Raw genomic sequence first — 12,446 nt, 5'->3', positions numbered from 1 at the left:
CCGAGGTTCGCAGCCAGGGAAAACGCCCAGATCCCGCGGACGCAAGAGAAGCAGAGACAAAAAGCCGATGGCCGATATCGAACCCGACGACCTGGACGAAAAGCCGCTCGATCCGGCCATGGAAAATGTCCGCCGCAAGATGGTGAAGCTGCAGCTGGTGTCGGGCGGCATCATGCTGTTGATGTTTATGGCGGTGCTGGCGGCGATTGTCTACAAGGTGACCCGTCCGGACGGTTCGGAGCGCCTTGTCGCCCAGCCGGGTCTTGCCATTCCCGCCGACCAGCCGATCGTCGTGGCAGCACTCCTGCCGCCGGGCTTCACCGTGCTGTCCACGGATCTGTCGAACAACCAGATCCTGTTCTATGGCACGACGAGCGACGGCACCCGCAAGGCGTTGGTGTTCGATCTCTCGGTCGGCCGGATCGTTGCCGACGTCACCATTGCCGGCAACTGATTGGCGGATGCTCCGATGAGGGAACGGGCGCTGATTGCCATCACAGACCCCGACGACCCGCGCATTGCCGAGTTCCGTCAGATCCGCGAGCGCGACCTGACGGGCCGGCAGGGCCGGTTCATCGCCGAGGGCACGGTGGTGCTGCGCATGCTGGCGCAGGCGCATGGCGCTGGCCGCGGCATAAGGGCGGAAAAGATCCTGCTGCTGCAGAACCGGGTTGGCGGTCTCGACGAGTTGCTGGCAGCCTTCCCGCCCGATATCCCGGTCTATGTGGCCGAGAGCGCCCTGCTCGATGCCATTGCCGGCTTTCACCTGCATCGCGGCGTGCTGGCGCTTGGCCTTCGCGACGCGGCGTTGCCGGCATCTGGGCTGATCGCAAGCCTGCCGGAGCAATCGCTGGTGCTGGTCGGCTGCGGCATTTCCAACCATGACAATATTGGATCCATGTTCCGCAATGCGGCCGGTTTTACGGCCGACGTCGTGCTGCTCGACGAGACCTGTTGCGATCCGCTCTATCGCAAGGCGCTGCGGGTGTCGGTCGGCTCGGTGTTGAGCGTGCCGTATGATCGACAGGGCAGTGCGGTCGAGTTGCTCGGCAGTCTTGCCGATGCCGGTTTCGCCATCTGGGCGCTGTCGCCGTCCGGCGCCGTTGAGCTCCGCGACATCCCGGCGTCGACGCGCATGGCGCTGGTGGTCGGCACCGAGGGTGAGGGGCTGCCGGCCGAGGTGCTGGCGCGCTTTCAAACGGCCCGCATCGCCCAGGCGCCCGGTCTCGACAGTCTCAATGTCGGCACGGCCAGCGGCATCGCGCTTTATGGCCTGGCGCAGGCCATGGGGCGGCTCTAAAAAGGCGAAGGACCTGCACCAGGTGTGAAGCCTGTCTAACTGAAATCAGGCGACACAATCGACTGTCGAGAAGGCTACGTCTTTCAATTGAAAGACGTATCAACGCCCGAATAGAATCTATCAGGCGAGACTCGGCTGATGATCATGCGACTTTGCGGTCAATTCAATTCCAAGCGCCTTCATCACCGCAATCGTTGTCTTAAGCGTCGGGTTTCCGTTTTCGCTGAACGAGCGATACAGCTGTTCGCGGGACAGCCCTGTTTCACTGGCGATTTGCGTCATGCCTTTTGCGCGCGCGACCACGCCGAGCGCATGGGCAATATATCCCGCATCTTCGGATGCGAATGCTTCTGCCATGAACGCGGCAATCGCTTCATCGGAGTTCAATCCTTCTGCAGGGTCGAAGTTCGTCAGTTTTTCAACCATGTCATTCACTCCATTCTTTTGCCAGACGTTTCGCCGTCTTGATGTCCTTGCTCTGAGTGCTCTTGTCGCCTCCGCAAAGCAGGATGACGATGGTGGTGCCGCGCTTTTGAAAATACACTCGATAGCCCGGGCCGTAATGAATGCGCAGCTCGCTTATTCCTTCCCCCACAGGCTCGGCATCGCCGGGATGGCCGTAAGCAAGCCGATCAAGCCGGGCAAAGATCGCGCCTCGGGCACGTTCGTCCTTGAGCTTGGTCCACCATGTGCGAAACGTTTCCGTCTGCTTTAATTCGATCATATCTCGATGTAGTTTAAAAACTACGATCGGTCAAGAATTACGCGTAAGCGCAATATCCGGTGCCAGGCGGGCCACCCGTTCGGCCAGCGAGCCGGGTTTTGGGGCGGGCGCATCGGCGGCGCCTGCCAGCAGCGATGGGATCGGCGAGGCGCTGCCTTCGCGCGCAGCCGTCAAGGCGATCATCCGGGCGGCAATCTCCGCCACTTCTTCGCGCAGGGCCGGATCGTTGGCGTCGGTGCGGGCCTTCAGGAGCCGTTCGGTCAGGGCGATATGCCGATGGCGCACCTCGTCGGCAAGCGCGTCAGTGGCCGGGTCCGGGGCGGGGGCTGGGACGCTGCCGACGATATCGACCGGCATGCGCTGCGGCATATCCCGGGCGATAGCCGGTTTTGCCGGGCGTGAGGGTCTGACAGCGGCGCGGCCGTTCAAGTCGGGTTCCTGCAGCTTTTCCTTCAGTCGGGCGATTTCTTTCAGATGGCGCTCGATCGTGCCGTCCTTGTCGACGGAGGTCGCCATGGCGCGGGCCAGCTTGTCCTCCAGCCGCAGCAGCTTGTGTTCTTCCTGCGCAAGGCGCTGTTCGGCCTGCTTGGCGCGGATGCCGGTCGATTTGACCTCCTGGCGCAGGGCCTCGCGCTCGTCGCGCAGGGTCTGGACGCGCATGCGCAGGTCCTCGATCTGGGTCTCCCGCGTCGTGCCCTCGATCTTCAGATTGTCGATTTCGCCGTTGAGCCGGGTGATCCGCTGGGTCAGCCTCTCGATCTCCAGATCCTTGGCGACCGCGGTTTCCTCGACGCGCAGCAGCGCGTCCTTCATCTGCTCCAGATTGGTCGCCTCCCGGCGCAGCTGCGAGCGCAGAGTGCCGGCCTCGGTGCTCATCTCGTCAATCTGCATGCGCAGGTCCTGGCTTTCGGCGAGCGCATGGCTGGTCTCTTTCGCCAGCGTATCGTTGCTGATCTCGAGCGCCATGGATTTTTCCCGCTCGCGCTGCAGCTCCTGGGCGGTCCTGGCGTTTTCGGCGGCATAGACCGCCCGGGCCATGTCCTTCTGGGCGCGCACTTCCTGGGCGCTCAGCGGCGTCGTCGCCTTCAGGCGGTGTTCCGTATACAGTACGATGCGGCGATGGATCGCCGGCGCCAGCAGCATGGCCAGCAGCGCCGCACTCAAAAAGCCCAGTCCGAACAGCAGAGCATATTCAATCACGGCGGCGCCATTTCAGCTCGAGTCCATGCCATCATCCGATCCTTAACCCACGGGCCTCGCCGCCGACAAGCCGTGGGCCTGGGGATGCCCGCAAAAAGCCCGTTGGCGATGGTCTTTTCAGGGTCAATGGGCGATCAGAAGGGGTTCCAGGTGGGGGCGCGGGTCAGCTTGAGATAGCCGACATTGACGCCGAGGCGGGCGCCGACGCCGGTGCGGATCGGCACCAGCAGGACGTCGTTGGATTTCAGCACGGTCATGCCGACGCCGGCCACCACATAGGCCGAGCCGCTGACGCCGCCGAAGCGGGTGAAGAGCGTGTCGACGGCCGGCAGGTTATAGACCAGCATCATCGAGCGGGTGCCGTTGCCGCCGTAGTCGATGCCGAGCGACGGGCCTTGCCAGAAGACCTCATGCTGGCCGGCATTCTTCGTGTAGAGAATGCCTTCGCCATAGGTCAGGCCGGCGATGAAGGCGCCCGAGCCTTCCTGGCCGAGGATATAGCCGTTCGGCAGGCCGTATTGCTGGAAGGCTTTTTCGAGCACCTTGGCCAGCGCGCCGCTGGTCGAGCCGAAGAAGCCATGGCCGGCATCGACCACTTCCTGAACGGAGTACTGGCTGTTGTCGACAGCTTCGGCATGCCGCGGGTTCAGCGTCAGGGCGGACAGCAGCAGGCCCGCGACGAGCAGGCAAAGACGAGCGGTCCCGCGATTTCTGACAAGGCGCATGGCGTCCTCCATCCAAAGTCAATATAAAGGGCTGTCGTTGAGACAGGTTGGCGTATCTTGCTTCGATCGTCTTAATAATCGGTTTACCAAATATGGTGTCATTATGGCGGCAATGGTATCCGGCCAGATGCGCGCGCTGCATAAGCGTGGCACCTGGGGCCGATATGTGCCGATCCCGCAGTTCAGGAGAACTCGATGCTGAAGAATCCCACGCTTACCCTTGCCGGTCCTGATCTCGCGGCGCTGTTGTGCAGCCGGGTCTGCCATGACGTCATTTCGCCGGTCGGCGCCATCAACAATGGCCTGGAACTGCTGGACGAAGGCGGCGCCGATGCCGATGCCATGGACCTGATCCGCACCAGCGCGCTCAATGCCTCGGTTCGCCTGAAATTCGCGCGCCTGGCCTTCGGCGCCTCGGGCTCGGTCGGCGCATCGATCGATACCGGCGAGGCCGAGAAGGCCGCCAAGGATTTTGCCGCGGCCGAAAAGAAGGCCGAGGTGACCTGGACAGGCCCGCGGTCGATCATTGCCAAGAACAAGGTGAAACTGCTCTTGAACCTCTTCCTCGTCGCCTACAGCGCCATTCCACGGGGCGGCGTCATCGACGTGACGCTGGAGGATCCGGAAGACAAGGCGAAGTTCCGCCTGGCGGCGCGCGGCCGGATGATGCGGGTTCCGGCGAAATTCGCGGAAATCTGCGCCGGGCGTCTCGACGAGGCCGTCGATGCCCATTCGATCCAGCCCTATTATACGGTTCTGCTGGCCGACGAATCCGGCATGGAGCTGAAATACGAGGTGACGGACGAGGAAATCATCTTCACCGCCGAGACCGTCGCGGCCTGACCGGCTGCGGACGGACGGGTTCGGACTATTCGCAAAAGGGGCGGGAAATCGTCCCTTTTTTCATGGGCGACAGCTGCAGCGCGCTCCTTTGTGGCGCAAAACGGGACAGTCAGCGGTAACCTTTCCTTAGTCGAATAGCCCTACACTTTATGCGAGGCAGCCGCGTCTGCAGGTTGCGGCGTGGAAAAAAGATGGAGATGGGCATGCAGCGCTTGATGATCGCCGATTCGTCGGATGTGGTTCGCAAAGTGGGCAAGAAAATCCTCTCCGAACTTGGTTTCCTGGTGATGGAAGCGTCGACGGCGCGCGAAGCGCTGAAGCGCTGCGAAGGCGAATTGCCCAATATCGTCATCGTCGATGCCGGCCTGGAAGGTGCGCTCGATCTGATCGCCAACATCCGGGCGCTGCCGGAAGGCAAAGACGTGCGGATCTATTATTGCGTCATCGAGGCCGATCTGAAGACCATGATGATGGGCAAGCGCGCCGGCGCCAACGACTTCCTGCTGAAGCCCTTCGACCGCAAGATCCTGACGACGATCTTTACCGATCGTATCGCTGCCTGATATTTTCGACTGCCGAGAACAATCGCAAGGCCGGGCGTGGTTTCCACCGCCCGGCCTTTTTGCATGGTCGGGAGCCGACATGCCGCATAACGTCAAAAAGCCCGCCCCGAAGGGCAGGCTTTTTGGGTACTATCGGCGGTGGTCGAAAGGGTCAGGCTGTTTCCATATACTCGGCGGCGTCCGGCTCGCGCAGCACGTAGCCGCGGCCCCAGACGGTTTCGATATAATTGGCACCACCGGCAGCATTGGCCAGCTTCTTGCGCAGCTTGCAGATGAAGACGTCGATGATCTTCAGTTCCGGCTCGTCCATGCCGCCATAGAGGTGGTTCAGGAACATTTCCTTGGTCAGCGTCGTGCCCTTGCGGAGCGAGAGCAGCTCCAGCATCTGGTATTCCTTGCCCGTCAGATGAACGCGCTGACCGCCGACTTCGACCGTCTTGGCATCCAGGTTGACGATCAGTTCGCCGGTAATGATGATCGACTGGGCATGGCCCTTCGAACGGCGGACGATCGCATGGATGCGGGCAACCAGTTCGTCCTTGTGGAACGGCTTGGTCATATAGTCGTCGGCGCCGAAACCAAGGCCACGAACCTTGTCTTCAATGCCGGCCATGCCGGACAGGATGAGGATTGGGGTCTTGACCTTGGAGAGACGAAGCGTCCGCAGCACTTCGTAACCGGACATGTCCGGCAGGTTGAGATCCAGTAGAATGATATCGTAGTCGTAGAGCTTGCCGAGGTCGACACCTTCTTCCCCGAGATCCGTCGTGTAGACGTTAAAACTCTCGGATTTGAGCATCAATTCGATGCTCTGCGCTGTCGCGCTGTCGTCTTCGATGAGTAGAACCCGCATAATTATCCCCTTTACCGCCGCCGACAGGTCGAATTGGCCCCCTACGCGTTACGGATCCAGTCGTTGCCTGATTTGAAGGCTGCCACCAAATGGTTAACAAATTCTGATTCCCTATGGCAAGGTGTATCGAATTTATTAAATAATTAGAGCAGTCTCCTGATTTTGAATGCGATTTCGCCATTGCCATATATGAATCGGATTGTCAGGCTTTCCCGATAACCGATTCAAATGACTCATCATTGTCATTGGCCCATATTTAGACCCTGGCATTTACTGACCCTTAAGTGATCCTCCTTATCATTAACGATGCCCGTAAACGAAAGGTTACCAACGGTAGTTTTTTGTTAACGCCGCCGATTTTTTTCGCTGGTGATTCGTTTTTTGCGTGCGGGCGCATTTGTAAAGCGTGTGAAAGCGGGCCATCTCGCATCACGGGAGTATTGCGTATGAAGTCGCGTGAGAGCCTGGTGCGCCTGAAAGGTTTTCAGGTCACCGAAAAGCGTCGGCAGTTGCAGCAGCTGCAATTGATGATGTCGGAATTTGAGCGCATGTCCAAGGACCTGGAAAACCAGATCACCGTGGAAGAAAAGAAATCCGGGATAACCGACCCCAACCACTTCGCCTACCCGACGTTTGCCAAGGCGGCGCGTCAGCGGGCCGACAATCTTCAAACCTCGATCCGGGAGTTGAAGGTGCAGCAGGAGGCGGCCGAACTGGGGCTGGAGGAGGCGGAGGCTGAGTATGCCAAGGCCGCAGCGCTCGAGGAGCGGGACGGCCAGATGCGAGTCCGGGCGTAGCGCGCTGCGCCCCGAAGCGTTGACTTCAAAATCCGCGGCGGCCTAAGGCTGGCCGCGGCGGCGGCATTTGCCGCCCCAACGCCGTCCAGCATGCGCCCTTGCGGGTGTTGCACGGGTCAGCCTCAGTGTTTGACCACATCCTGCCAGTCGGGGTGGCGGTCCAGCTGAGCGCGAAAGAACGGGCAGAGCGGGATGATCTTCCAGCCGCCGCGCCTTGCGTCTTCCACTGCATATCGGGCCAAGGCCTGTCCGGCGCCCTGGCCGCGCAAGCTGTCGGGCACTTCGGTGTGATCGATGATGATCAGTTGCGGCGAACTGCGCGAATAGGTCATCAGCGCCCGCGGTTCCTGCGTCCCCAGCAGATAGCGCCCGCCGGACTTGGTTTCTTCATGAACGATGGTCATGTCGTGCTCCACAAGTTGCATGGTCCTGCCTTAACATCTGTCGATTCGTACGGCAAAGATGTGTCGGGCTGGCCGGTCATGCGGCATCGGCCACGACGGACGGTCCAAACTGGGGTGTCGGATGATCTGGGTGAAATCCGCGATGCTGGCGCTGGCGCCGTTTTGCCTGGCGCTTGGGCTGGTGCTGCCGCTGGTCCGTTTTGAGAAGCTGTATTTCTTCAGCGAGGATCCATCGTTAATCGGCATCGTGCTGTCGCTGTGGCAAAATGGATCACCGGGGCTGGCGGTGCTGGTCGGTCTGCTGTCGATCGTCTTTCCTGCGGTCAAGATGGTCGGGTTGATGGCCGAGGCCCTTGCGCCTCTGGAGACGGGCGCTGCCGCCTTGCTGGTGCGCCGCATCGTGCCGCATCTGTCGAAATGGTCGATGATGGATGTCATGCTGGTGGCCATCGTTATCTTCGCGGCCAAGACCAGCGGCCTGGCAAGTGCGTTCACTCAGCCAGGCCTTTGGTTCTATGCTATCTCGTCCGTGATGGCCGGGCTGTTAAATATCCTGCTGCGCAGGGCGGCCTGATCGTATCTTAAAAAGGAATAAAATACCCGACGTACTCGGATCTCAATGGCGATATTGCTGGATCCGCGTGGTCCGCAGACCGGGCAGGCCATGATCGTTGATCGACGACTGCCAGGACAGGAATTCCTCGACCGTCAATGTATAACGCTCGCAGGCTTCTTCCAGGCTCAGCAAGCCGCCGCGAACGGCAGCGACGACCTCGGCCTTTCTGCGAATGACCCAACGACGGGTATTGGCAGGCGGCAAATCGGCAATCGTCAAAGGGCTGCCATCGGGACCGATGACATATTTAACTCGGGGACGTATCAATTCGGTCATTGGACTCTCTACACATACTCAAGACCACAGATGCGCATCCTAGCGGCGCATCTTTAAAATTTGGCTAAGCCTGTCGTAACAATTTGCTAATAAATTGAGCGAGTTCGAAGCGGCGGATTCAGGGTCGCGATGGTCTTTGCCTGCCGTTGCGTAAACTTGCGGCAGTTGCATAGGAGTTATGCTAAATTAGAATTATTTCTATTTAAAAATTAGAGTAAAAGCAGCAGTAGAACTGAAGCGTCCGGTTCCTGATAACAATTGACGCTGTCGTGGCACGGCCGCGGATAATTCCAAAAATCAAGTATGGTGTCCGGAAGGGAAATCGTTCCCTCCTGGGCTTTGAAGCGTTTCGGTTGGCCGTTGGGCCCAAGGCATAGCCTTGTCGCGGCGAAGGGAAAACATCAGTGAGAATGACGGAATCGACATTCGGTGAACTGGCCCAGGATGGGTCCGGCGCCACCGCTGACGCAGGCAACAGTGCGCTTTGCGCCATCGGCCGGCAATTTCAGTCGCTGGCGCGCAAGGCGGGGCTCGATTTCTTTCTGGTCACGCGGTTTCCGCTGGGCGACCGGATCGAATTTGCCGCCAATCATCTGCTCAGCAACTGGCCGCGCGCGCTGATCGACGGCTACGATGCCAGCGACATGTTCGGCATCAGCACCCTGGTATCGCGCCTCAAAGACAGCATTCTTCCGGCCTTTTGCCGCAAGGGTCTGTTTTCCAACCGTGCGTCCAAGCTGGCGGAGGACCTGGACAAGGCGTTCCTGACGGCCGGCCTGCAAGACAATCTGGCCTTCTCGCTGCACGATGCCGAACTCAACCAATATATTTTCGTGTTCTCCGGCACCAAGGAGAGGCTGGAGCAGAGCGAGATTTCCGCACTTTATTTCGGCTGCATGGAACTGCTGGATACCTGTTTCAACAATATCCGGGCGCAGGAAGGGCCGCGCGAGCGTCTCTCTGCTCGGGAACTCGAATGTCTGAAATGGTCGGCGGCCGGCAAGAGCAGCGAAGAGATTGCCATCATCCTCGGCATTTCAGCCCATACCGTGGTGAGCTACCTGAAAAGCGTCATGCGCAAGCTCGATGCGGTCAATCGGATGCAGGCGGTGGCGCGCGCCTGTCGGTATCGATTGCTCTGATATCCCAGGGGACCGCCGTCGTTTTCCTGAACGCTTTAAAAGCCGTTGCCGCCGGTCAGTTCGGCACGGATCGTGCCGGCGATGATGCGCAGGTCCATCCAGAACGAAAAATTGTCGATATAGTGCAGGTCGCAGGCAATGCGGGCCCGCGCCTTGCGCGGTCGATCTGTCGGGCCGCGCAGGCCGCGCATCTGAGCCAGACCGGTCATGCCGGGGCGCATGGCGTGGCGGCGGTGGTAATGGGGCACGAGGTCCTCGTAAAGACGCCCGGCCGCCAGCATGCCAATGGCGTGGCAGCGCGGGCCGACCAGCGACATGTCGCCTTTCAGCACATTGAAGAGCTGCGGCAGTTCGTCAATGTTGGTGCGGCGGATGATTGCGCCGATACGGGTCACCCGGGGATCGCCGGCCACGGTTTGCTGTACGCCGGAGATATCGCAGAGATCCGTGCGCATGGATCGGAACTTATAGACGCGGATCTTTCTGCAATCCTTGCCCCAGCGGGTCTGGGTGAACAGTACCGGACCGGGACTGTCCAGGCGGATGACCAATGACACTGCCAATAAAAATGGCAAAAGCAGAATCAGTGCCGCGAGAGATACAGCAATATCCAGTATTCGTTTGGCGAAAAAATGTGCGCTTCCGGCTTTTATTTGATCGGAAAATGTCATCTTGCTGTAATATTCAGCATGATGAGTGTTGTCTCCCTCAAGATCAAAGGGGCGCGTTGCAGTGCGATTATGTGTTCGGGGGATACTCACTGTCTTCATCCAGCCCTGGTTTATCACTGTTCGCTTCTCATCACTGCGACATGAATATCTTAGGCATTCCCGAAAGTCACCGCTATTCTTAATAAATGGTTAACTCACAAAGCAAGGGTTGATATTGCATGGGACATGTTGCTTGCCAATAATTCATTCACTGTAACAAAGCAGCAACTCATCGATGTTCCAGATAAACAGGATGTTTCTATATTTAAGAACAACCTAACGTTCCTTATTGTGGAAGGGGTTGCGGCTATAGCATCGCCGCTGTTAGCTCGGTCTTGCCGGAGCCGAACTGCACTTGCGCGGTACCTGTATGGGAGAGCGTCAGCCAGTCGCCGGACGAGAGGGAAGCCAATGTCGTCAGAGACTGGGTGAGGGGACCGCCCGTGCCCTGGCAGCCGGAGAGCGCGCTGCTGTCATTCAGGATCAGTTCCATGCCGTGGCCGGTCGACGTCAAAACGCTCAGATGAACAGCGATGAGATAGATTCCATCGACCGGTATCAGCAGCCGGTTGCCGTGGCCGGAGGACAAGGCGGTGCCAAGAGAAAAACCGCCCTGCTGGAGATGCAGCGTATCGAAGCCCGTCTGGCTGCCGCTTGCCGGCGTGAAGGCCGTGCTGGTGAGGGCGGCACGAACAAGCGGGCGGTGGCCGGTGCGCACGCAACCGTCGGCAGAGATGCTCAGTGCCGTTTTCCACAGGGCGCCGTCGGCGCTGACCTTGATGGCGAGGTCGTCGGAACCGGTCAGGCCCAATTCAGCCCGTCCCTGCCAGTTGGACTGAAACAGCAGCGACGCGGTATCGAGCGGCCCCGCCTTGTTGATCTTCAACTGATGGCCGCTGCCGGCATGGGTGAGCAGGCTTGCCGGCGAGGAGACCGCCAGGCGGTTGAAATCATCAGCAGTCGTGCCGATGCCGAGGGTTGATACCGTTGGATTTTGCGGCAGCGGCAGATCGGACCACTCTCCCCCGACGAAGACCAGCAGGCTCTGGCTCGTCAGATCGTAGGCGCGCCATCCCTGGCGGGGCTGCAGAAAAATCCAGTCGCCGTCCTGGCGCAGCGCCAGCTGCCCGGCCTTGCCGCTCCAGGCGCCGGTGGCGGGCGCGTTGACGGCATAACAGGCGCCCTCGCTGGCGTCGTCCGGCGGTGCGGGCAGGTGGGCGGCCAGGACCAGCTGCACCGCCGCATCAAGGCGCTGCAGGGCCTCGTTGTGGGTGACGTGCTTCTGCGCCTGGGAGGGCAGGATATAGGGCAGGGCGAGATTGGCTGTGGCGTCCGACATGGCGTGCTCCGCGGGTTGCTGTGTGGAGCATTATGATGCGCGGCACAGCATCGGGGACGACCGCGGGGTTTGTGGCCTGAAAAGATTGCCAAGCCGCGAAAACGCTTCCGCCCCGCAATCGGTTTTTTCCGTGGCGGGGCGGATTGATGGGTCGCTCTGTCTCGGGATCAGCCGCGCTTGCCGCCCCAGGCGACGAAGAACGGATTGGCGAAATCGGAATCGGTCGCCTGGTTGATCTTGCCATAGGGCAGGGGCTCTCCGTCGAGACCAAGCGTGATGCCGCCGGCGGCGCGCAAAACGGCATCGCCGGCGGCCGTATCCCATTCCATGGTGCGGCCGAAGCGCGGATAGACATCGGCCTCGCCCTCTGCCAGCAGGCAGAATTTCAGCGAGGAGCCGACCGATTTGTAGTCGGCAACGCCATTGTCGCGCAGGAAGGCTTCGGTTTCCGGGCTGTTGTGCGACCGGCTGGCAACCGCGATCGGTGCGCCTTCGTGTCTGCGCACGGCAATTGCCTTGCGGTCGGTGACGGTGAAATCCGCATCGACCGTGAGCTTTTCCGCGCCAGCCCTGGAGCCGAGATAGGCGACGCCCTTGGCCGGGGCATAGACGATGCCGGCCACCGGCACGCCGGCCTCGATCAGCGCGATGTTGACGGTGAAATCGTCGCGCTTGTTGATGAATTCCTTGGTGCCGTCGAGCGGATCGACCAGAATGAAGTTGCGGCCCGCCGTCTGCGGGATCTGGCCTGCCGCCACCGCCTCTTCGGCCACCACCGGAATGTCCGGAAAGGCTTTTGCCAGATGCTCGAGGATGATCGCCTCGGCCCGTTCGTCGGCTTCCGTCACCGGCGAGGCGTCGGCCTTGATTGTGACATTCGGACCCGAATTGTAGACGTCGAGAATGGCCCGACCGGCGGCAAGCGCTGCCGTTTCAAAGAGTGCCAGCATGGTC

General features: G+C 60.3%; 17 protein-coding genes. 7 read left to right on the top strand and 10 right to left on the bottom strand.

The genetic code is table 11. The features are described from left to right. The first annotated feature begins 67 nt into the window (after nucleotides 1–67). Entirely contained in the window at nucleotides 68–454 is a 387-nt protein-coding gene (locus HGO38_RS07210) for a hypothetical protein (protein ID WP_250955210.1), read from the top strand. A gap of 15 nt (nucleotides 455–469) precedes the next feature. Next, on the top strand, nucleotides 470–1,300 hold the full coding sequence (locus tag HGO38_RS07205) for a TrmH family RNA methyltransferase (protein WP_250955209.1): 831 nt from the start codon (nucleotides 470–472) through the stop codon (nucleotides 1,298–1,300). A 120-nt stretch (nucleotides 1,301–1,420) separates the two neighbouring features. Here the strand turns inward: HGO38_RS07205 and HGO38_RS07200 are convergent, their stop codons facing one another. The 4 genes from HGO38_RS07200 to HGO38_RS07185 all read right to left on the bottom strand — a co-directional run bounded on the left by HGO38_RS07200 (nucleotide 1,421) and on the right by HGO38_RS07185 (nucleotide 3,949). After that, the gene (locus HGO38_RS07200; protein ID WP_250955208.1) at nucleotides 1,421–1,726 is read right to left on the bottom strand and encodes an addiction module antidote protein; all 306 of its coding nucleotides are present in this window, start codon (nucleotides 1,724–1,726) and stop codon (nucleotides 1,421–1,423) included. 1 nt (nucleotide 1,727) lies between these two features. Beyond that, nucleotides 1,728–2,024 carry a type II toxin-antitoxin system RelE/ParE family toxin gene (locus tag HGO38_RS07195; RefSeq protein WP_250955207.1) on the bottom strand — a complete coding sequence of 99 codons (297 nt, stop codon included), beginning with the start codon at nucleotides 2,022–2,024 and terminating at the stop codon, nucleotides 1,728–1,730. A 30-nt stretch (nucleotides 2,025–2,054) separates the two neighbouring features. Then, nucleotides 2,055–3,224 (bottom strand): coiled-coil domain-containing protein, encoded by a 1,170-nt coding sequence (locus HGO38_RS07190; protein WP_250955206.1) that lies wholly within the window; start codon nucleotides 3,222–3,224, stop codon nucleotides 2,055–2,057. A gap of 134 nt (nucleotides 3,225–3,358) precedes the next feature. Further along, on the bottom strand, nucleotides 3,359–3,949 hold the full coding sequence (locus tag HGO38_RS07185; protein WP_250955205.1) for a DUF1134 domain-containing protein: 591 nt from the start codon (nucleotides 3,947–3,949) through the stop codon (nucleotides 3,359–3,361). 195 nt (nucleotides 3,950–4,144) lie between these two features. On the opposite strand from HGO38_RS07185, the gene chpT reads away from it, so the two are divergent. Both chpT and HGO38_RS07175 read left to right on the top strand, forming a co-directional pair. Next, nucleotides 4,145–4,792, top strand: a complete 648-nt coding sequence (chpT, locus tag HGO38_RS07180) for a histidine phosphotransferase ChpT (RefSeq protein WP_250955204.1) — start codon at nucleotides 4,145–4,147, stop codon at nucleotides 4,790–4,792. A gap of 197 nt (nucleotides 4,793–4,989) precedes the next feature. Next, complete coding sequence (locus HGO38_RS07175) at nucleotides 4,990–5,355, top strand: response regulator (protein ID WP_250955366.1); 366 nt, start codon at nucleotides 4,990–4,992, stop codon at nucleotides 5,353–5,355. Between the two features lie 151 nt (nucleotides 5,356–5,506). Here HGO38_RS07175 and ctrA read toward each other — a convergent pair whose 3' ends face one another. After that, nucleotides 5,507–6,208 (bottom strand): response regulator transcription factor CtrA, encoded by a 702-nt coding sequence (gene ctrA / locus HGO38_RS07170; RefSeq protein WP_168472072.1) that lies wholly within the window; start codon nucleotides 6,206–6,208, stop codon nucleotides 5,507–5,509. A 446-nt stretch (nucleotides 6,209–6,654) separates the two neighbouring features. On the opposite strand from ctrA, the gene HGO38_RS07165 reads away from it, so the two are divergent. Continuing rightward, the gene (locus HGO38_RS07165) at nucleotides 6,655–7,005 is read left to right on the top strand and encodes a flagellar export protein FliJ (protein ID WP_250955203.1); all 351 of its coding nucleotides are present in this window, start codon (nucleotides 6,655–6,657) and stop codon (nucleotides 7,003–7,005) included. Between the two features lie 122 nt (nucleotides 7,006–7,127). Here the strand turns inward: HGO38_RS07165 and HGO38_RS07160 are convergent, their stop codons facing one another. After that, a complete protein-coding gene (locus HGO38_RS07160) occupies nucleotides 7,128–7,409 on the bottom strand; it encodes a GNAT family N-acetyltransferase (protein WP_250955202.1) in 282 nt (93 codons plus the stop codon). A 121-nt stretch (nucleotides 7,410–7,530) separates the two neighbouring features. On the opposite strand from HGO38_RS07160, the gene HGO38_RS07155 reads away from it, so the two are divergent. Next, nucleotides 7,531–7,983 (top strand): paraquat-inducible protein A, encoded by a 453-nt coding sequence (locus tag HGO38_RS07155; RefSeq protein ID WP_502941508.1) that lies wholly within the window; start codon nucleotides 7,531–7,533, stop codon nucleotides 7,981–7,983. A gap of 42 nt (nucleotides 7,984–8,025) precedes the next feature. On the opposite strand, the gene sciP is transcribed toward HGO38_RS07155, so the two are convergent. After that, nucleotides 8,026–8,301 (bottom strand): CtrA inhibitor SciP, encoded by a 276-nt coding sequence (gene sciP, locus HGO38_RS07150; RefSeq protein ID WP_250955200.1) that lies wholly within the window; start codon nucleotides 8,299–8,301, stop codon nucleotides 8,026–8,028. Nucleotides 8,302–8,711: 410 nt separating this feature from the next. Between sciP and HGO38_RS07145 the strand changes: the two genes are divergently transcribed. Further along, a complete protein-coding gene (locus HGO38_RS07145; RefSeq protein WP_250955199.1) occupies nucleotides 8,712–9,443 on the top strand; it encodes a helix-turn-helix transcriptional regulator in 732 nt (243 codons plus the stop codon). A 35-nt stretch (nucleotides 9,444–9,478) separates the two neighbouring features. Here the strand turns inward: HGO38_RS07145 and HGO38_RS07140 are convergent, their stop codons facing one another. The 3 genes from HGO38_RS07140 to cysQ form a co-directional block, all read right to left on the bottom strand. Next, nucleotides 9,479–10,114 (bottom strand): sugar transferase, encoded by a 636-nt coding sequence (locus tag HGO38_RS07140; RefSeq protein WP_250955365.1) that lies wholly within the window; start codon nucleotides 10,112–10,114, stop codon nucleotides 9,479–9,481. 346 nt (nucleotides 10,115–10,460) lie between these two features. Next, the gene (locus HGO38_RS07135) at nucleotides 10,461–11,492 is read right to left on the bottom strand and encodes a DUF2793 domain-containing protein (RefSeq protein WP_250955198.1); all 1,032 of its coding nucleotides are present in this window, start codon (nucleotides 11,490–11,492) and stop codon (nucleotides 10,461–10,463) included. Between the two features lie 167 nt (nucleotides 11,493–11,659). Next, nucleotides 11,660–12,442, bottom strand: coding sequence for a 3'(2'),5'-bisphosphate nucleotidase CysQ (gene cysQ, locus HGO38_RS07130; RefSeq protein ID WP_250955197.1), 783 nt, complete (start codon nucleotides 12,440–12,442; stop codon nucleotides 11,660–11,662). Between the last annotated feature and the right edge of the window lie 4 nt (nucleotides 12,443–12,446).

The sequence above is a fragment of the Rhizobium sp. CG5 genome (genome assembly GCF_023701945.1).
Taxonomy (GTDB): domain Bacteria; phylum Pseudomonadota; class Alphaproteobacteria; order Rhizobiales; family Rhizobiaceae; genus Allorhizobium.
The sequence above is the reverse complement of the archived record's forward strand: the minus strand, read 5'-3'. Positions and strand labels throughout refer to the sequence as shown.

Bases quoted from the DNA above. Each gene is read 5' to 3' on its own strand.
- HGO38_RS07210 (WP_250955210.1), top strand. From the start codon at position 68: ATGGCCGATATCGAACCCGACGACCTGGACGAAAAGCCGCTCGATCCG.
- HGO38_RS07205 (WP_250955209.1), top strand. From the start codon at position 470: ATGAGGGAACGGGCGCTGATTGCCATCACAGACCCCGACGACCCGCGC.
- HGO38_RS07200 (WP_250955208.1), bottom strand. From the start codon at position 1,726: ATGGTTGAAAAACTGACGAACTTCGACCCTGCAGAAGGATTGAACTCC.
- HGO38_RS07195 (WP_250955207.1), bottom strand. From the start codon at position 2,024: ATGATCGAATTAAAGCAGACGGAAACGTTTCGCACATGGTGGACCAAG.
- HGO38_RS07185 (WP_250955205.1), bottom strand. From the start codon at position 3,949: ATGCGCCTTGTCAGAAATCGCGGGACCGCTCGTCTTTGCCTGCTCGTC.
- chpT (WP_250955204.1), top strand. From the start codon at position 4,145: ATGCTGAAGAATCCCACGCTTACCCTTGCCGGTCCTGATCTCGCGGCG.
- HGO38_RS07175 (WP_250955366.1), top strand. From the start codon at position 4,990: ATGGGCATGCAGCGCTTGATGATCGCCGATTCGTCGGATGTGGTTCGC.
- ctrA (WP_168472072.1), bottom strand. From the start codon at position 6,208: ATGCGGGTTCTACTCATCGAAGACGACAGCGCGACAGCGCAGAGCATC.
- HGO38_RS07165 (WP_250955203.1), top strand. From the start codon at position 6,655: ATGAAGTCGCGTGAGAGCCTGGTGCGCCTGAAAGGTTTTCAGGTCACC.
- HGO38_RS07160 (WP_250955202.1), bottom strand. From the start codon at position 7,409: ATGACCATCGTTCATGAAGAAACCAAGTCCGGCGGGCGCTATCTGCTG.
- HGO38_RS07155 (WP_502941508.1), top strand. From the start codon at position 7,531: ATGATCTGGGTGAAATCCGCGATGCTGGCGCTGGCGCCGTTTTGCCTG.
- sciP (WP_250955200.1), bottom strand. From the start codon at position 8,301: ATGACCGAATTGATACGTCCCCGAGTTAAATATGTCATCGGTCCCGAT.
- HGO38_RS07145 (WP_250955199.1), top strand. From the start codon at position 8,712: ATGACGGAATCGACATTCGGTGAACTGGCCCAGGATGGGTCCGGCGCC.
- HGO38_RS07140 (WP_250955365.1), bottom strand. From the start codon at position 10,114: ATGACATTTTCCGATCAAATAAAAGCCGGAAGCGCACATTTTTTCGCC.
- HGO38_RS07135 (WP_250955198.1), bottom strand. From the start codon at position 11,492: ATGTCGGACGCCACAGCCAATCTCGCCCTGCCCTATATCCTGCCCTCC.
- cysQ (WP_250955197.1), bottom strand. From the start codon at position 12,442: ATGCTGGCACTCTTTGAAACGGCAGCGCTTGCCGCCGGTCGGGCCATT.